The organism is uncultured Methylobacterium sp., assembly GCF_964244095.1.
GTDB lineage: Bacteria > Pseudomonadota > Alphaproteobacteria > Rhizobiales > Beijerinckiaceae > Methylobacterium.
Map to the genome: position 1 here is coordinate 1 of NZ_CAXTHR010000094.1, position 16,900 is coordinate 16,900.

The following is a 16,900-nucleotide window of genomic DNA, read 5'->3' on the forward strand; positions in this document are numbered from 1 at the left end:
TCGACCTGATGTACTACGGCTCGGGCAACCCCTCGACCTGGAACCCGAAGCAGCGGCCCGGCGACAACCGCTGGTCGATGACGGTGTGGGCGCGTAACCCCGATACCGGCACCGCCAAGTGGGTCTACCAGATGACGCCGCACGACGAGTGGGACTATGACGGCATCAACGAGATGATCCTCACCGACCAGAAGGTCGGCGGCAAGGAGCGTCCGTTGCTGACCCACTTCGACCGCAACGGCTTCGGCTACACCCTCGATCGTGCCACCGGCGAACTGCTCGTGGCGGAAAAGTTCGATCCGGTAGTGAACTGGGCCTCCAAGGTCGACATGGACAAGTCGTCCAAGACCTACGGCCGGCCGCTGGTGCTGTCGAAGTACTCGACCGAGCAGAACGGCGAGGATACCAACTCCAAGGGCGTATGCCCGGCGGCGCTCGGCACCAAGGACCAGCAGCCGGCTGCGTTCTCGCCGAAGACCAACCTGTTCTACGTTCCGACCAACCACGTCTGCATGGACTATGAGCCGTTCCGGGTGACCTACACCCCGGGCCAGCCCTATGTCGGTGCCACCCTGTCGATGTACCCCGCGCCGAACAGCCATGGCGGCATGGGTAACTTCATCGCCTGGGACGGCGTCGAGGGTAAGATCAAGTGGTCGCTCCCCGAGCAGTTCTCGGTGTGGTCGGGCGCTCTCGCCACCGCTGGCGACGTGGTGTTCTACGGCACGCTGGAAGGCTACCTGAAGGCGGTCGATTCCAAGACGGGCAAGGAACTGTACAAGTTCAAGACCCCGTCGGGCATCATCGGCAACGTGATGACCTACCAGCACAAGGGCAAGCAGTACGTTGGCATCCTTTCGGGTGTCGGTGGCTGGGCGGGCATCGGCTTGGCTGCCGGCCTGACAGACCCGAACGCCGGCCTCGGCGCGGTGGGTGGTTACGCCGCCCTGTCGAGCTACACCAACCTCGGCGGTCAGCTCACCGTGTTCGCCCTGCCGAACTAATCGGTCGCACGAACCGGGTCGAAATCTGTGCCGGCGCGGGTTCCCGCGCCGGCACGCTCATGATTAGAATACCGTCAACAAGGCTCGAAAGGCCGCCTCGGAGCGGCACGGCCACTCCGTCCAGGGAGAGACACGCGTTGCATTACCTCAGCAGATCCGTCACGCGGCCCGCTCTCGCCGCCCTCGCCCTAGCAACCGTATCGATGGTTGCCGTACATGCTGAGGATGCCAAGCCCGCCGATCCCGCCCTCGCCAACGCCCTGAACCCTGACGACAAGTCGACGGAGCGGGACGACAAGCTCCTCAAGACGGACGCCGCGGTGAAAGTAGAGGACGGCAAGTACTTCGATGCCGATGGCCATCCGACCTTCCACATCACCGATGCCGGCAAGAAGTTCGACTGGTACACCTATTCCGGCTATCGCCGTTATCACGCCGAATGCCACGTCTGCCACGGCCCCGACGGCATGGGCTCGACCTACGCGCCGGCGTTGAAGGATTCGCTGAAGCACCTCTCCTACGAGGAGTTCATCGGCATCCTCGCCGGCGGCAAGCAGGACGTCAGCGCGTCCGAGCAGAAGGTGATGCCGGCCTTCGGCGAGAACAAGAACGTCATGTGCTACTCGGACGACCTCTACGTCTACCTGAAGGCCCGCGCCTCCGGCGCCATGGGCCGCGTCCGCCCCGGCGACAAGGAGGACAAGCCCGAGGCCGCCAAGAAGGCCGAGAAGGAGTGCATGGGCGGCTGATGCGCCGCGCCCGCCCGCCCGCGGTCGCCGCGCTCGCGCTCCTGCCTCTCGTGGCAGGCGTGCGGGCCGTGCCGGCCCAGAGCCTGCCCGATCTCGTCACGACCGACGTGCTGCGCATCTGCGGCGATCCCGGCAACATGCCGTTCTCCGAGCGCAAGGAAGACGGCTTCGAGAACCGCATCGCGGCGATCGTCGCCGACGAACTCAAAGTCAAGACCCGCTATTACTGGCTGACCCAGGGGCCGGGCTTCGTCCGCAACACCCTCGGTACCGGGCTCTGCGACCTGATCGTCGGTTCGGCGCTCGGGAGCGAGGGCGTGCAGAACACCAACCCCTATTACCGCTCGTCCTACGCCCTCGTCGTCCTCCGCGGCGACCTCGCGGGCGTGACCGGCCTCGCCGACCCGAGGCTCAAGGGCCGGCGCATCGGCGTGATCGCCGGAACGCCGCCCGTGAACCGGATGGGCGATCTCGGGCTCGTCACCGGCATGAAAGCCTACGCGCCCTACCAGCTCGACCCGTCGCGCAGGAACCAGACGGTGGGCGCAGAGATCGTGGCCGACCTCGCCGCCGGCCAGATCGATGCGGCCGTCCTTTGGGGGCCGTCGGCGGGGTGGCTTGCCAAGCAGAGCGGAACGGCGATGGACGTCGTGCCGCTGCTCAAGGAGCCCGACCGGCCGCCGATGAGCTACCGCATCGCCATGGCCGTGCGGATCGGCGAGAACGACTGGAAGCGGTCGCTCAATACGATCCTGCGCAAACGCAAGGACGACATCGAGGCGGTGCTGCGCGACTTCGGCGTGCCGCTGCTCGACGGGGAAGAGAACAAGCTGCTCGCTCCGGGCGAGCGGTGACGGAAGAAGGTCGGGCGCGAGGCTGGCATTCTTCAATGCGAGCGACCGGTTCAGACCGGCACGATGCCGCTGCGATCGAGTTTGGCCAGGGCCGCGACGACCGTCTCGCCGCCGACGACGAGGTCGGAGGCGATCTCGGCGAGCGGCACCAGCACGAAGGCGCGCTCGCGGACATAGCGGTGCGGCAGCACGAGCCGCGCGTCGGAGACCTCGGCGCCGGCATAGGACAGCACGTCGATGTCGATCACCCGCGGGCCCCAGCGCCGCTCGCGGATGCGGCCAAGGTCCTTCTCGACGCCCAGGCACGCATCGAGCAGATCATGCGGGCGCAAGGTGGTCTCGATGGCGAGCGCCGCGTTGAGGAACCAGTCCTGGTCGATGTCGCCCCAGGGCGGGGTGCGGTAATCCGAGGAGCGCGCGACGACCCGGATGCCGGGCGTCGCGGTGAGGCCGCGGGTCGCGGCGGCGAGATGGCCGGCCTTGTCGCCGACATTGCTGCCGAGCCCGAGATAGGCACGCGTCACGATGCGGCCTCGCGCCCGCGGGTGATCTCGACGGCGACGCCCTCCAGGATCGCAGGCACCGGCGCGCTTGGCTTGTCGACGCGCACGGTAATCGACGCAATGGTCAAAAACCGCGCGAGGATCGCGGCGGCGATCGCCTCGGCCAGGGCCTCGATCAGGTCGAAGCGCCGCTGCGTGGCGATCTCGACGGCGATCGCGGTGAGATCGGCGTAGCTCACGGTCCGCGCGACGTCGTCGGAGCGGCCGGCGGGGCCGAGATCGAGCGCGCAATCGAGCGAGATGTAGAAGCGCTGGCCGAGGCGCGTCTCCTCCGATAGCACGCCGTGATGGGCGAAGACCGCGATGCGCCGGACGAGGATGCGGTCGCTCATCGGCGCGATCCCGGCCGCATCACCGCATCGACCACGCGCAGCGCCTCGACATGGGCCGCCACGTCGTGGACGCGGACGATGTCGGCGCCCAGCGTCGCGGCGAGCGCGTGGGCGCCGAGCGAGCCGACGAGCCGCTCGGCGGGCGCGGTCTCGCGGTCGTGCAGGCGCCCGAGCAGGGACTTTCGCGAGACGCCGACGAGGACGGGGAAGCCGAGCGCCCTGAGCTCCGGCAGGCGGCGCAGCGCCTCGAGATGCTGCTCCCAGCTCTTGCCGAAGCCGATGCCCGGATCGAGCACGATGTCGCCGTCGGCGATCCCGGCGCGGCGGGCGATGCCGAGCGACGCCTCGAAGAAGCGCAGCATGTCGGCGACGATGTCGAGGCCGGCGTCGATCGTCTCGCGGTTGTGCATGATCATCACCGGCGCGCCGTGCGCGGCGGCCACGCGCGCGATGTCGGGCTCCCGTTGCAGGCCCCAGACGTCGTTGACGATGCGGGCGCCGGCCGCGAGCGCAACCTCGGCGGTGGACGCCTTGTAGGTGTCGATGGAGATCGGGACCGGCAGGCGCGGCGCCAGGGCGCGGATCGCCGGCAGGACGCGGGCCTGCTCCTCCTTGGCCGGCACCGGGACATGGCCGGGCCGGGTCGATTCGCCGCCGATGTCGATCAGAGCCGCGCCCTCGCCGACCAGCGTCTCGGCCTGGCGGCAGGCGGCCGCCTCACCGAGGAAGCGGCCGCCATCCGAGAACGAATCCGGCGTGACGTTGAGGATGCCCATCACGAGGGTGCGCGACCCGAGGCCGGGCAGCAGGCCGGCGAGGGCGGCGGGCGGATGGCTCACGGCGGGACGATCGCTTCTCGCGGGACGGCGGGTGCTGGCGCGATCGATGTGGCCGAATTCCGGGGCCCGCGCAACGTCGGCATCGGCCCGCGCACGAGGCCCGTGCGGCCCGCGCTCAGCCGCGGTAGCAGCGGATCTCGGCCTCGGCCTGGGCGCGGCGGAGGTCGGCGACCTTGTCGTCGAACACCTTCGTCGCCTTGAACTCGTTGGCGCGGTTGCCGACGCCCTGGCGCATGGACAGGATCGTGCTCGCCTGGACGTACTTGTCGTAAGGCAGGATCGCGGCGAGCTGGTCGAGCGAGCACGCGCAACGCTGCATCGCGTCGCGGGTCTGGCCGTTGGCCGCCATGCAGCCGAACACGTAGTCGACCCGCGCGTCGGTCGGATAATCGTTCTCGGCCTCGACGGCGGATGCCTGAGCTACCAGCATCGCCAACGCGAACCCGGACAGGGCCGCGCCCTCAACCCGCTTTCTGATCATAGCTCAGCCGCTCCTCCAGTAGCTCGCCGCCCTCCGCGTTCTTCGATCGCGCCTCGATCGAGACGATCTCGCCGGGCACGTCGGGGGAGGTGACGAAGGTGTAGGTCATGTTGTCCATGCCGCGCATGCGCTGCGCCAGCGCGTCGCCCGCGAAGGGCCGCGTCACCACCTGCCAGGCATCGACCGAGCGGCCGTTGTAATCGACCTTGACCGGCGTGACGGTGGCGCCGTCGCGCAGACCCTTGCGGATCGCGAGCTTGAGATAGCGCGGGTTGGCCTGGAGCACGCGGGCGAGGTTGGTGAGGTGGTTCTCCAGGAACAGCGGGATCACCGGGTTGCCGGGCATCTCCTCGAACGGGCCGGCCGGGAAGCGGTTGGCACCCGAGAACATCTCGACGGCGATGTTGCGGTCGCGCTCGGTCTTGCCGGGTTCGAGCGTCAGCTTGATCGTGTCGTCCAGCGGCGGCCCGAACGGCCCCTTGGCGATGCCGGAGCGGCGCTGGTAGCCGTAGGTGAGGGTCGCGCCGGCCGGCGCGTTCCGCATCTGCGGCTGCTCGAACAGCAGGTCGGACGCGCTCGGGGCCGCAGCGTTCGCCTTGGCGGCGGTCGCATCAGGGGGGGAGGCTGCCGGCTCCTGCGCCAGCGCCGGGACGGCGGCGAGCAGGGCGGCGGCGATCACGGAACACTTCACGAGGCGGCGTCCTCCTTGAGCGGTGATCGGATGTTGGCCCCGATCGTCCGGTAGGTGTAGTCGGGCGGGGTCTCGGCCGCCTCCTCGACGGCGAGCGCCCGCACCTTGGTGTGCAGCGGCGACAGCGAACAGGCCGGGTCGGTGGCCGCCGCATCGCCCGCGAGCGCGAGCGCCTGGCAGCGGCAGCCGCCCCAATCCTTCTCGCGCCGGTCGCAGGAGCGGCAGGGCTCCTGCATCCAGCCGGTGCCGCGATAGGCGGTGAACGCCGGCGCGTTCGCCCAGATGTCGCTCAAGCTGTGCTCGGTGACGTGCCAGAATTCGAGGTGGGCGATCGTCTCGGCGGCGTGGCACGGCAGCACCTTGCCCTGCGGCGTCACGTTGATGAGCTTGCGGCCCCAGCCGCCGGCGCAGGCCTTGGGATACTTCGCGTAGTAGTCCGGCACCACGAGGTCGATGACGAGCTGGCCCTTCAGGCGTTCGCGCGCGGCCTCGACGATGCGGATCGAGGCGTCGACCTCGGCCTTGTTCGGCATCAAGGCGGCGCGGTTGACGTAGGCCCAACCGTAATACTGGGTGTGGGCCACTTCGAGCCGCTTGGCGCCGAGCTTCACCGCGAGGTCAATGAAGCCCTCGACCTCGTGGATGTTGCCGCGGTGGATCACCGCGTTGAGCGTCAGCGGCAGGCCGAGCTCGACCACCTTCGCGGCGAAATCCAGCTTCTGCGGCTGAGCGTTCTTCAACCCGCCGATCTTCTCGGCGTTGGCCGCATCGACCCCCTGCACCGAGAGCTGCACGTGGTCGAGGCCGACGTCGTAGAGCGCCTGGAGCTTGTCCAGCGCACCGCCGACGCCGGAGGTGATGAGGTTCGAGTACAGCCCGAGCTTGGCGCAGGTCTCGGTGATCGCGACGATGTCGGCCCGCGCCGTCGGCTCGCCGCCCGACAGGTGCACGTGGAGCACGCCGAGCGCCGCGGCCTCGGTCAGCACGCGCTGCCACGTCGCGGTGTCGAGTTCGCGCGAGCGCCGGTCGAGGTCGAGCGGGTTCGAGCAGTACGGGCAGCGCAGCGGGCAGCGATGGGTGAGTTCGGCGAGCAGCCCGACCGGGGCCGGGAGCACCGCCGCGTTCGGGGTGAGCGCGTTCATCGCTCCAGCACCCGCTTGGCGGCGAGGTCGTTCAGCATCGCCAGCACGTCGGCCTCGATCGCTCGCGGGTCGGCGGCGTAGGTCTCGCCGAGCCTGTCGGCGATCGCCGAGACGCTGGTCGTCCCATCGACCAGGTTGAGGACGGCGACCGCGTTGGCGTCGAGGTCGAAGGTGCGTTCGGGCGCGAGCAGCACGTGCCTGTCGCGGGTCTGGTCGAAGCGCATACGGACGCCGCGGGGGAGCCGCGGCACGTCCGCCGCCGTCAGCCGCCCGGTGCCCGGCGCACCCGAGGGCGTCTCGGCGACGAGGCCGGTGCCGGGCGTCCAGGCGTCCGGCGGGATCAGGCCGGGGGCGACGTAGGCGAAGTACAGCGCGTCGAGCTGCGTCCAGAGCACGGTGCACTTGAAGGTCAGTGCCGCCATCGCCTGGCGCTGAAGCTCCGGCGTGGTCGCGTGGCGCTTGACGTAGTCGAGGGCGAAGTCGGCGTCGCGCGGCGCCTGGGTCATGCGCTTCTCAAAATAGGCGAGCGTGTCCGGGGTGATGAAATCGTAGTTCTTGAGCATCCCGGCGACGCGCTCTGAGATGATGGTCGGCGAGAACATCTCGGTGAGCGACGAGGCGATGGCTTCCAGCAGCGAGCGCTCGGCCACGAAATGCACGTAGGCCTCGACCGAGAACTTGGTCGCCGAAAGGATGCCGTCGGTGGATTCGACGTAGGCGCGCGAGAAGCCGACGCCCTCGGCGAGCTTGAGCCAGCGCTCGATGCCGCCGTCGCCGGGCCCGTCGCCGTCGTGATCAACGATGCGCTGGCGCCAGATCCGGCGCAACGACGCGTCGGTCATCCGGGCGAGCACCGCGGCGTCCTTCACCGGGATCATCGCTTGGTAATAGTAGCGGTTGAGCGCCCAGGCGCGGACCTGATCCTTGTTCAGCTTGCCGTCGTGCAGCAGGCGGTGGAACGGATGCAGGATGTGGTAGCGGCGCGCGCCGATGTCGCGCAGCGCCGCCTCCAGTTCGTCGGGGCTGAGCAGGCACTCGGCGGTCCCGGTGTCGGGCGTCGGAAAAACTGCGTTCATGGCGTCACCCAGCGTCCGTTCGGATGCGTTTCCCGGTCGTGCGTCGCGTGCCGCTTCGTGTGGCGGCTTCCGGCGCGATCACAGCGCGCGTCGTCCGGCTTGAGATAGGTCGCAGCTATGGCAAATGCCAATCCGCGCACCGCTAAAGGCTAAAGGTCAGCCCGTCATGGGCCACCGTCCAGCCATCGGCCTCGACCGCCGCGCGCTCGGCCGAGCCCTCGACGAGGACCGGGTTGGTGTTGTTGATGTGGACGAAGACCCGGCGGCCGATCGCCACGTCCCGCAGCCCGGCGACCGAGCCGCCCTCGCCGCGCATCGGCACGTGGCCCATGCGCCAGCCGGTCTTGGTGCCGACGCCGGCGCGGATCATGTCGTCGTCGTGCAGCACCGTGCCGTCGAACAGCAGCGCGTCGACGCCCTCGATCCGCGCCCTGAGGGCGTCGGTGATCCGCGCGCAGCCGGGGATGTAGGCGAGGCGCCGGCCGTCCGCCTCGATCATCGCGCCGACCGTGCTCTCCGTCTCGGCCCCGAGTTCGAGGCTCGCATCCTCGAGCCAGAGCGGCACCTTGCCCGGCACCGAGAACAGGGTGACGGCCAAGCCCGGCAGCGGCTCGAAGCGGGTGCCGAGGGTGAGCGCCTCGCGGGCGACGACGCCCGCGGCCATCACGTCGAACACCCGGTTGTCGGCGACCGAACCGAGGATGTTGCCGGTGCCGTAGAGCGTGTAGGGCTGGCCCTCGCGCAGCGTCAGCAGGCCGGCGACGTGGTCGACGTCGCCGTTGGTGAGCAACACCGCGCGGATCGGCGAGTGGCGCAGGCCGTCGCGCGGATGCAGGACGGGCGTGTCGGACAGTTGCTGGCGGATGTCGGGCGAGGCGTTCACCAGGAGCCAGTCCGCGCCGTCCGGCGAGACCACGATGCTCGACTGGGTCCGCGGCCTGACGCGGCCGGGCGCGCTGCGGGCGAGCGAGCAGTTCGGGCAGCGGCAGTTCCACTGCGGAAGGCCGCCGCCGGCAGCCGAGCCGAGGATCACGACGCGCATGGAACGTCCCGATGCAGCCTATCGATCCACGGCCCGGCGCGACGCCTCAGTTGAAGGTGTCGATCTCGGCGGACTCGTAGCTCGTCACTTCCATGCCGACACAGATCTCGGACACGATCGGGGCAGCCCACGTCATGGCATTTCTCCTGGCGATTTCGGACGTCCGGCGCTTAAGATCGAAACTTAAGAAGACCCTAAGACACTGACGGCGCTTTCGTTTTCCGGCGCGGACCCGGTATCGGCAATTCCTTGCCCGTCTTCAAGCAGGAAATTGCCGGATGCTCCCAAATTTTCGTGACCGCGCGTCAGTGCCGGTAGTCCGGCCCGCGCGAATCGAGCATGAAGCCGCGCCCGCGCACCGTGACGAGGACCGGGCCGCCGTGGCGGACGAAATCGGCCATCTTCGCGCGGAGGTAGCCGACGTAGACGTCGACCACGTTGAGGGACGGGCCGCCCTGGCTCGCCCACAGTTTCTCGAAGATGTCGGCGCGGGACACCGGGCGGTTCACGCTCTCCATCAGCATCGCGAGCAGGTCCGCCTCGCGCGGCGTCAGCCGGGCGGAGGCCGCGCCGCAGCTCACGTGGCGCGTGTCGAGGTCGAGGACGAGCTTGCCCGCGGTGACGGTCGTCCGCGGCTGCGCACCCACCTGCCGGCGCAGCAGGTGGGTGCGCAGCCGCGCGACCAGTTCGTCGAACACGAACGGCTTGACGATGTAGTCGTCGGCGCCGAGCGCCAGCCCTTCGGCGCGGTCGCGGATCTCGTCGCGGGCCGAGAGGAACAGGATCGGGCCGGGATAGCCGCCCTCGCGCAAGCTGCGGCAGACGTCGTGCCCGGAGCCGTCCGGCAGGGTGATGTCGAGGACGACGGCCTCCGGCACCTCGGCGCGGGCCGCCGCGAGCGCGTCGCCGACGCAGCCCGCGGTGCCGACGCGGAACCCCTCCGCCTCCAGTCCGCGGGCGAGCAGATCCCGGATGTCGATGTCGTCCTCGACGACGAGGATCCGGGTCATGCCGCGTCGTCCCTCCGGTTCTGCACGTCGTGCCGGCCGGCCCCGTCCTCGGCCTCCGTCGCGAGGTCGAGGAGCGGAATGTCGAGGGTGACCTGCGCCCCGCGCCCGTCCGCGCCCGAACCGAGCACGATCGTGCCATCATGCTGCTCGATCAGCCAGCGCGCCAGGGCCAGCCCGATGCCGAAGCCCATCTCCGCCGGGCGGTCGCCGCGCCGGAACCGCTCGAACAGGGCGTGCTCGCTCCCGCCGAAGCCGGGCCCGTCGTCGGCGATCGTGATGCGGGCGGAGGCCGTGCCGCCGAGCGCCACCGTCACGCGGGTGAGGCCGGTCGCGTGGCGCAGCGCGTTGTCGATCAGGCTCTCGACGACCTGGCGCAGCCATTCGCGGTCGGCCAGGATCTCCATGCCGCGCCCGCCCGGCTCCAGCACCAGCGCGACCCGGCGGCGTGCGGCCTCGGAGGCGAGGTTGTCGACGGCCTCGGCGAGCACCGGCGCCAGGTCGAGCGCCCGGCGGTCGAGCTCGATCTCGCCGGATTCCGAGCGCGCCACCCGGAGCAGGTCCTCGACGCGCAGCTTCAGGCGCAGGGCGCGCTTGCGGATGGTGGCGAAGGCGGGGCCGTGGTCGCCGCCGCGGCCCGCCATGCGGGCCGCGAGGTCGCATTCGCCGAGGATCACGGTCAGCGGCGTGCGCAGTTCGTGGCTCACGTCGGCGAAGAAGCGGCGGCGCGAGCGGTCCACCGCCTCCAGGCGGGCGTTCGCCGCGCGAAGGTCGGCCGTGCGCGCCGCCACCGTGTCCTCCAGGGCGGCGCGGTCGGCGGCGACCCGGCCCTCGCGGCGGGAGAGGCGGGCGGCCATGCGGTTGAAGTTCGCGACCAGCAGGCCGAGCTCGTCGCGGGTCGTGACCGAGAGCCGCGTATCGAGCTTGCCGCCGCCCACGGCGCCGGCCGCGCGGCGCACCGCCTCGATCCGCGCCAGCGTCGGCCGGGTGATGCTGCGCCAGAGCAGCGCCACGAGGCCGAGCGCCGCGAGCACCGCGAGCGCCGCCGCGATGCGCAGGTGCCGCGACAGGTCGCGCGCCGCGTCCGAGCCCATCACCATGCTGCGCCGCTCGGCCTCGATCAGGAACGACAGCGGCTGCCCGGTCATCGCGCCGAAGCCGTTCAGCGCACCCTTGATCGCGTCCTGGCGCCTGTCAGGCTCGGTCTGGCGGACGATCTGCGCCACCTGCCGGTCGAGGATCGCGCGGGCGGCGCGGAGTTGCGCCATCGGGCGGTTGCGTAGCGCGTACTGCATCCGATCCTGCGGATCGTCGCTGGCGGTGACGGTCTTCGAGAGGGCTTCGTCGACGATGGTCAGCGCCCGATCGACGTTGCTCCGGGCGATGCCGATCGCCTCCGGCGCGAGGTCGGGATTACCGACTGTCTCGACGGCGGCCATGCCGAACTGCGTCATCCGGCCGGACAGCTCGGCCAGGAGTTCCAGGCGCCCTTGCGCCGCGAGCGTCCGGTCGATCGTCCGCTCTGCGGCGCCGATCGCGGCGAGCACGCCGGCGGCGGCCAGCACCACGACGAGGGCGATCGATCCGAGCAGCAGCGCGAAGCGGATTTTCAGCGAGCGCATCGTCCCCGTCCCGACCGCGTCCGTGTCGGGGCGCGGCCGCGAAGGCCGGCTCCCCGATCGTCGTGCGATCCGCCGCCCCGATCCCTTCGCCGAAGCGGCACCGGGGTCAAGGGCTTTCGGAGCGCCGGACCGCCCGGCCTTCGCTCTCCTCGACCTCGCGGGTCTCCTCCACCTCTGGCGCGACCTGCCCGTAGTTCAGCACGGCCACCAGGGTGACGCCGCCGAACAGGTTGCCGATCAGCGTCGGGACGAAGAACCGCCGGACGTAGTCGCCCATCGAGGCCTCGCCGGTGACCACGAGATAGAAGGCCTCGACCGAGCCGGCGATGATGTGGGCGAGCCCGCACAGGGCCACGAGCCACGTCATCAGCATGATGACGAAGGGCGCCGCGTTCCCCGTCGCCGGAAGAATCCACACCATGAGCGCGATGATCCAGCCGGCGAAGATCGCCTTGACCAGCGTCGCCGCGAAGCTGACGCCGATCGCCTGACGGCTGATCTCGGAGAACGCCGCGGTCACCGACGGCTCGAAGGCGCCGGAATGGGCAAGCACCGCCGCGATCGCCAGGGTCGCGAGGATGTTGCCCGACAGCACGATACTCCAGAGCCGCAGCACCCGCCACGCGGTCTTCGCGGAGCGGTCGTGCAGCAGCGGCAGGATCGGCGTGATCGTGTTCTCGGTGAACAGTTGCTGGCGCCCGAGCACCACCACGAGGAAGCCCACTGCATAGCCCATCGTCGTGACGAGCTTGGTCCACTCGGCCGCCGGCAGGTGGACCTTGAGCACGCCCGGCACGATCAGCGACAGCGCGATGCTCAGGCCCGCCGAGAAGGCCGACAGGAACAGCGCCAGCCCGTGGCGGCGCAGCTCCTCGTCGCCCTCGCGGCGGATCACCTCGTGCAGCACGTAGGCGTCGGGCCGGCCGACCTCGGCGACCGCCTCCCTGCGCGCGTCGCGCTTGGCTTCCTTCCCTGCCCGGTCCGGCTCGGCCATCGCAGATACGCTCCCCGGACGCTGACGAACCGCGCGCCTCAGCCGCGAAGCCGGGCGACCAGCGCCTCGATCTCGGCACGCGCCCGCGCCACCGCTTCGGCCTGCCGGCCTCGGACGACGATGCGGTTGGCGAACCCGTCCTTGGTCATCGACGGATACGAGCCGATCGCGACGTCGGCATGGGACTTCGCGATCCCGGCGAGGCCGGCCGCGTAGGTGCCCTCGGGCAGGTTGCCGGCCTCCACCGTCTCCGAGAGCATCCGCACGCCGGTCGGCAGCGTCGGGCCGATCTGGTCGAGCATCGCCTGCATGATCGCGGGCACGCCGGCCATGACGAAGACGTTGCCGATCCGGAAGCCCGGCGCCTTCGAGATCGGGTTTGCGATGAGGTCCGCCCCGTCGGGGATGCGCGCCATGCGCAGGCGCGCGGCGTTGAGGTCTTCGGGCTTGTGCCGCTCCAGCAGCATCGCCCGGGCGCGGGGATCGACGTCGATGCCGACGCCGAACGCCTTCGCCACGCAGTCGGCGGTGATGTCGTCGTGGGTCGGGCCGATGCCGCCGGTGGTGAAGAGGAAGGTGTGCGTCGCCCGCAGCGCGTTCACCGCCGCGACGATCGCGTCCGGCTCGTCGGGCACGATCCGCACCTCGCGCAGGTCGATGCCGACCGCGGTGAGGTAGTCGGCGATGGTGCCGATGTTCTTGTCCTTGGTCCTCCCTGAGAGGATCTCGTCGCCGATCACGAGGATGGACGCGGTGATGGCGTTGGGGTCGAGGGTCATGGGCTCCGTCCGGTTCGGTCCCCCGCAGATAGCGCGGCGGCGCGGGCGCGACCACGGCCCGCGCTTCCGGGCGCGCGCACATGTCCGTAAGGAGCGCGATCACCGAGCGTCCCCGGAGCCCCATGCGCTTTGCCACGCCCCCGATCGAAGGCCGCCTCGTGCAGCGGTACAAGCGGTTCCTCGCCGACGTGGATTTCGCCGACGGCACGCGCGTCACCGCGCATTGCGCCAATCCCGGCGCGATGATGGGGCTGACGGCGCCGGGCAACCGGGTGCTGCTGTCGGCATCGACCAATCCGTCGCGGAAGCTGGCCTATTCCTGGGAGCTGGTGGAGGCGGCGCTGCCGGGCGGGCCGCAATGGGTCGGCATCAACACGATGCGCCCCAACGCCCTGGTCGCCGAGGCGTTCGCCGCGGGGCGGCTCGCGCCGCTTGCCGGCTACACCGGGTTCAAGCCGGAGGTCCGCTACGGCACGGCGAGCCGCGTCGACTTCCTCGCGAGCGGTGCGGGCGTCGCGCCGGCCCATGTCGAGGTCAAGAACTGCCACCTGATGCGCAAGCCCGGGCTCGCCGAGTTCCCCGACTGCGTCGCCGCCCGCAGCGCCCGGCACATGCGGGAGCTTGCCGCATTGGTGGCAGGCGGCGGCCGGGCGGTGGTGATCGTCGTGGTGCAGATGCGCGCCGACGCCTTCGACGTCGCCCGCGACCTCGACCCCGCCTTCGACCGCGCGTTCCGCGAGGCCCGCGCCGCGGGGGTCGAGACGCACGCCTATCGCTGCCGGATCGACCGCGAGGGCGTGACCATCGCGGAGCCGATCCCGATCGTCACGCCGGCCTGACGCGGATCTTCGCGAAAACGACGGCGGCGTGGTAGATTTCGGATCAGGCCGGCGCGACCGCTCCATCGGCCGGAGGCGTCCCGATGGCCGATCGCGCGATCCGTGAACCCGTCCTGTTCGACGCCGCGGACTTCCGCGCGTTCCTCGAGACCCGCCCGTCGGAGGAGCGCTGGGAACTGATCGAGGGGCTCCCCATGCAATCGGCGGCACCGCGGATCGGGCATCAGCGGATCGCCGGCAACGTCGAGCGCCATCTCAATGCCGTGCTCCGGACCCGCCGCCCGGACTGGCACGCCGACCGCGAGATCGGGATCGAGGTCTCCCCCCGCTCCCGCTATCGGCCGGAACCCGAGGTGACGGTGATCGACACCGACATGGACACCACGCGCACTTTCACCGACCGCTTCCACCTGGTGATGGAGGTGCCCTCGGCGAGCGACCGCGACCGCGTGCTGGCGAGCAAGATCCGGTTCTATCGCGGGCACCCGCACAACCGCTGCATCGTGCTCGTCGATCAGGACGCGGTCGAGGTCACGATCCACGAGCGGGACGATCCCGGCCCGTGGCGGGTCAGGGTGCTCCGCGCACCGGACGAGACGGTGGCGATCGCCGGGCTCGGTGCGCTCTGCACGGTGGCCGACCTCTACGAGAACACGCATCTCGATGCGCGCCGCGCGACTGCGAGGTCGGCCGCACGCGGCTGATCACCCCGTCCGCTCGAACATCAGGTTCAGCCGCGTGCGGCCCACCTCGCGGTAGCCGTGGGCTTGCAGAAGCTCGGGAAGCTCGATCTGCCAGCGGTCGGCGGCGTTCTCGACGATCAGGAGCCGCGGCAGCAGGTGGGCGGGCGCCTCGCGCAGGAAGGGTTCGAGGATCAGGTCCTCGGCGCCCTCCACGTCGAGCTTGACCGCGTCGATGCGGGTCAGCCCCTCGCTGCGCACGAGGTCCATCAGCGTCACCGCCGGCACCTTGATCTGCGCGCTCTCGTTGGTGCCGACGATCTTGAGGCTCGATTCGCCGCGGTTGCGCGGATCGATGAACAGCGTCAGCTCGCCCGCCCGGTCGGCGATCGCGCAGGCGATCGCCTTGACGGTGTGGAACGGGTTCTGGGCGATGTTGTAGGTCAGCCGGTCGAACACGTCGGGCTGCGGCTCGACCGCCAGGATCCGGGCCTGCGGCCCCGAGAACGCGGCCACGAACAGCGCGTAGGCGCCGATGTTGGCGCCGATGTCGAGGAAGACGCAGGCAGGCGCGAGGCGCGCCTTGAGCAGCGCGCGCTCCTGCGGATCGAAGAATTGCGGCGTGAACAGCACCTTCTTCTCGCAGTTGTTGTCGTAGGGGTGCAGCCGCATCCGCGCGCCGAGGCGCTCCACGTCCAGCGGCCTTCCGCGCAGCAGCGTGATCGCGAGCCGGCGCAGGAGCATCGCGAGCCGGCGGCCGCGCCAGGACTCGGGGGCGATCCGCACGGTCCGCCGGGCGATCGCCGCCACGAGGCCGCTGGGCGCATAGGTGCCGTAGGGCTGACGCTCGCTCATGCCCCGGGCTGATGCCAGCCGGGCCGGCCGCCCGCAAGCCTCGCCCGCATTGTCTCGCCCGCATTGTCTCGCCCGCGTTGCCCGGCCCGGCGCGCCCGGTCTAAGCCGGGCCGGAACGGGCGCGGGAGCGATCATGGACAGCTTCGATTCGGACGGCGTGCGGATCGCCTATCTCGACGCGCCGGCGTCGGGCGGTGCCGGCGACGCGGTGCTGCTGATCCACGGCTTCGCCTCGAACCACGCGGTCAACTGGGTCAACACCCTGTGGGTGCGCACGCTCACCCAGGCCGGCTACCGCACGATCGCGCTGGACAACCGCGGCCACGGCGAGAGCGGGAAGCTCTACGACCCCGCCCGCTACGGCGCCGAGGACATGGCGGGCGACGCCGTGCGCCTGCTCGACCATCTCGGCATCGCCCGCGCCGACGTGATGGGCTACTCGATGGGCGCGCGCATCGCCGCCCACGTCGCCCTGGACCACGCGGCGCGCGTCCGCTCGGTGCTGATCGGCGGCCTGGGAATGCATCTCGTGGAGGGCAGGGGCCTGCCCTCGGGCATCGCCGAGGCGCTGGAGGCGCCCGCCGGCGCGCCCGCGCCGAACCCGACGGCGGCGGCCTTCCGCACCTTCGCCGAGCAGACGAAGAGCGACCTGCGCGCGCTCGCCGCCTGCATCCGCGGCTCGCGCCAGACGCTGTCGCGGGCCGAGCTCGGCCGGATCGCGGCGCCGGCCCTGGTCACGGTGGGCAGCCTCGACACGGTGGCGGGCTCGGGCCCGGGCCTTGCCGCGCTGATGCCGAACGCGCGCAGCCTGGAGCTCGAAGGCCGCGACCACAGCTCCGCGGTCGGCGCCAAGCCGCACCGCGACGGCGTGCTCGCCTTCCTCGCCGCGCGGCCCTGAACCCGACCCGCGACGGCAGAGCATTGACCGCCCCGGCCGCCTCGACTAGGACCACCCGGTCAGCGGGGCTCCTTAAGGGGCCTTGTGGCGTTTTCATACGCACCCGCGAGCGGCCTCAACGCCGCTCTGTCGTCCCGGGCCTTCAGGCCGGCGGGAAGAGGAGGGCGCGTTCCTCGAATCTCGATTGCGAGAGGACACGCGAATGTCGAAGCGGATTCAGGCCAAGCACAAGCTCGACCGCCGCATGGGCCAGAACATCTGGGGCCGCCCCAAGAGCCCCGTCAACCGCCGCGAATACGGCCCCGGCCAGCACGGCCAGCGCCGCAAGGGCAAGATGAGCGACTTCGGCACGCAGCTGCGCGCCAAGCAGAAGCTCAAGGGCTATTACGGCAACATCACCGAGAAGCAGTTCCGCCGCTACTACGCCGAGGCGATCCGCCTGCGCGGCGATTC

The 16,900-nt window shown here is 70.6% G+C and carries 20 protein-coding genes and 1 pseudogene; 7 read left to right on the top strand and 14 right to left on the bottom strand.

Annotated features, from left to right (window positions below; genetic code table 11):
- The 3 genes from ACFE86_RS14765 to xoxJ form a co-directional block, all read left to right on the top strand.
- Positions 1 to 1,004, top strand: a 1,004-nt coding sequence (locus ACFE86_RS14765) for a PQQ-binding-like beta-propeller repeat protein (protein ID WP_375456084.1), incomplete at its 5' end; no start/stop codon positions are given.
- 203 nt (positions 1,005 to 1,207) lie between these two features.
- Positions 1,208 to 1,753, top strand: coding sequence for a c-type cytochrome, methanol metabolism-related (locus tag ACFE86_RS14770; RefSeq protein WP_375456085.1), 546 nt, complete (start codon positions 1,208 to 1,210; stop codon positions 1,751 to 1,753).
- Positions 1,753 to 2,607, top strand: coding sequence for a rare earth element methanol dehydrogenase accessory protein XoxJ (gene xoxJ / locus ACFE86_RS14775; protein ID WP_375456086.1), 855 nt, complete (start codon positions 1,753 to 1,755; stop codon positions 2,605 to 2,607). Before ACFE86_RS14770 ends, xoxJ begins: the two co-directional genes overlap by 1 nt.
- A 50-nt stretch (positions 2,608 to 2,657) precedes the next feature.
- Here xoxJ and folK read toward each other — a convergent pair whose 3' ends face one another.
- From folK to ACFE86_RS14840, 13 genes are all read right to left on the bottom strand, one after another.
- Complete coding sequence (gene folK, locus ACFE86_RS14780; RefSeq protein WP_375456087.1) at positions 2,658 to 3,131, bottom strand: 2-amino-4-hydroxy-6-hydroxymethyldihydropteridine diphosphokinase; 474 nt, start codon at positions 3,129 to 3,131, stop codon at positions 2,658 to 2,660.
- The gene (gene folB / locus ACFE86_RS14785; RefSeq protein ID WP_375456088.1) at positions 3,128 to 3,502 is read right to left on the bottom strand and encodes a dihydroneopterin aldolase; all 375 of its coding nucleotides are present in this window, start codon (positions 3,500 to 3,502) and stop codon (positions 3,128 to 3,130) included. The genes folK and folB overlap by 4 nt, the downstream gene beginning before the upstream one ends.
- Positions 3,499 to 4,278: a dihydropteroate synthase gene (folP, locus tag ACFE86_RS14790; RefSeq protein ID WP_375456102.1), complete on the bottom strand. Its 780-nt coding sequence runs from the start codon at positions 4,276 to 4,278 to the stop codon at positions 3,499 to 3,501. Before folP ends, folB begins: the two co-directional genes overlap by 4 nt.
- 178 nt (positions 4,279 to 4,456) lie before the next feature.
- Positions 4,457 to 4,822, bottom strand: coding sequence for a hypothetical protein (locus tag ACFE86_RS14795; RefSeq protein ID WP_375456089.1), 366 nt, complete (start codon positions 4,820 to 4,822; stop codon positions 4,457 to 4,459).
- Entirely contained in the window at positions 4,803 to 5,513 is a 711-nt protein-coding gene (locus tag ACFE86_RS14800; protein WP_375456090.1) for a hypothetical protein, read from the bottom strand. The genes ACFE86_RS14795 and ACFE86_RS14800 overlap by 20 nt, the downstream gene beginning before the upstream one ends.
- Positions 5,510 to 6,655 carry a pyrroloquinoline quinone biosynthesis protein PqqE gene (gene pqqE / locus ACFE86_RS14805; protein ID WP_375456091.1) on the bottom strand — a complete coding sequence of 382 codons (1,146 nt, stop codon included), beginning with the start codon at positions 6,653 to 6,655 and terminating at the stop codon, positions 5,510 to 5,512. Before pqqE ends, ACFE86_RS14800 begins: the two co-directional genes overlap by 4 nt.
- Positions 6,652 to 7,731: a pyrroloquinoline-quinone synthase PqqC gene (gene pqqC / locus ACFE86_RS14810; RefSeq protein ID WP_375456092.1), complete on the bottom strand. Its 1,080-nt coding sequence runs from the start codon at positions 7,729 to 7,731 to the stop codon at positions 6,652 to 6,654. Before pqqC ends, pqqE begins: the two co-directional genes overlap by 4 nt.
- Before the next feature lie 142 nt (positions 7,732 to 7,873).
- A complete protein-coding gene (gene pqqB / locus ACFE86_RS14815; RefSeq protein ID WP_375456093.1) occupies positions 7,874 to 8,773 on the bottom strand; it encodes a pyrroloquinoline quinone biosynthesis protein PqqB in 900 nt (299 codons plus the stop codon).
- Between the two features lie 46 nt (positions 8,774 to 8,819).
- Complete coding sequence (pqqA, locus tag ACFE86_RS14820) at positions 8,820 to 8,909, bottom strand: pyrroloquinoline quinone precursor peptide PqqA (protein WP_055889187.1); 90 nt, start codon at positions 8,907 to 8,909, stop codon at positions 8,820 to 8,822.
- Positions 8,910 to 9,078: 169 nt separating this feature from the next.
- Positions 9,079 to 9,783 (bottom strand): response regulator transcription factor, encoded by a 705-nt coding sequence (locus ACFE86_RS14825; RefSeq protein WP_375456094.1) that lies wholly within the window; start codon positions 9,781 to 9,783, stop codon positions 9,079 to 9,081.
- Positions 9,780 to 11,402 (bottom strand): ATP-binding protein, encoded by a 1,623-nt coding sequence (locus ACFE86_RS14830; RefSeq protein WP_375456095.1) that lies wholly within the window; start codon positions 11,400 to 11,402, stop codon positions 9,780 to 9,782. Before ACFE86_RS14830 ends, ACFE86_RS14825 begins: the two co-directional genes overlap by 4 nt.
- Before the next feature lie 106 nt (positions 11,403 to 11,508).
- Complete coding sequence (locus ACFE86_RS14835) at positions 11,509 to 12,396, bottom strand: formate/nitrite transporter family protein (protein WP_375456096.1); 888 nt, start codon at positions 12,394 to 12,396, stop codon at positions 11,509 to 11,511.
- A 38-nt stretch (positions 12,397 to 12,434) separates the two neighbouring features.
- A complete protein-coding gene (locus ACFE86_RS14840; RefSeq protein WP_375456097.1) occupies positions 12,435 to 13,175 on the bottom strand; it encodes a competence/damage-inducible protein A in 741 nt (246 codons plus the stop codon).
- Positions 13,176 to 13,297: 122 nt separating this feature from the next.
- Between ACFE86_RS14840 and sfsA the strand changes: the two genes are divergently transcribed.
- Entirely contained in the window at positions 13,298 to 14,014 is a 717-nt protein-coding gene (gene sfsA, locus ACFE86_RS14845) for a DNA/RNA nuclease SfsA (protein ID WP_375456098.1), read from the top strand.
- Between the two features lie 83 nt (positions 14,015 to 14,097).
- On the top strand, positions 14,098 to 14,718 hold the full coding sequence (locus ACFE86_RS14850; RefSeq protein WP_375456099.1) for a Uma2 family endonuclease: 621 nt from the start codon (positions 14,098 to 14,100) through the stop codon (positions 14,716 to 14,718).
- Here ACFE86_RS14850 and ACFE86_RS14855 read toward each other — a convergent pair whose 3' ends face one another.
- Positions 14,719 to 15,549: an FkbM family methyltransferase gene (locus ACFE86_RS14855; RefSeq protein ID WP_375456100.1), complete on the bottom strand. Its 831-nt coding sequence runs from the start codon at positions 15,547 to 15,549 to the stop codon at positions 14,719 to 14,721.
- Between the two features lie 133 nt (positions 15,550 to 15,682).
- On the opposite strand from ACFE86_RS14855, the gene ACFE86_RS14860 reads away from it, so the two are divergent.
- Positions 15,683 to 16,447 (top strand): alpha/beta fold hydrolase, encoded by a 765-nt coding sequence (locus tag ACFE86_RS14860; protein WP_375456101.1) that lies wholly within the window; start codon positions 15,683 to 15,685, stop codon positions 16,445 to 16,447.
- 202 nt (positions 16,448 to 16,649) lie between these two features.
- Positions 16,650 to 16,900 (top strand): annotated as a pseudogene (locus ACFE86_RS14865) (30S ribosomal protein S4); the annotation flags it as partial.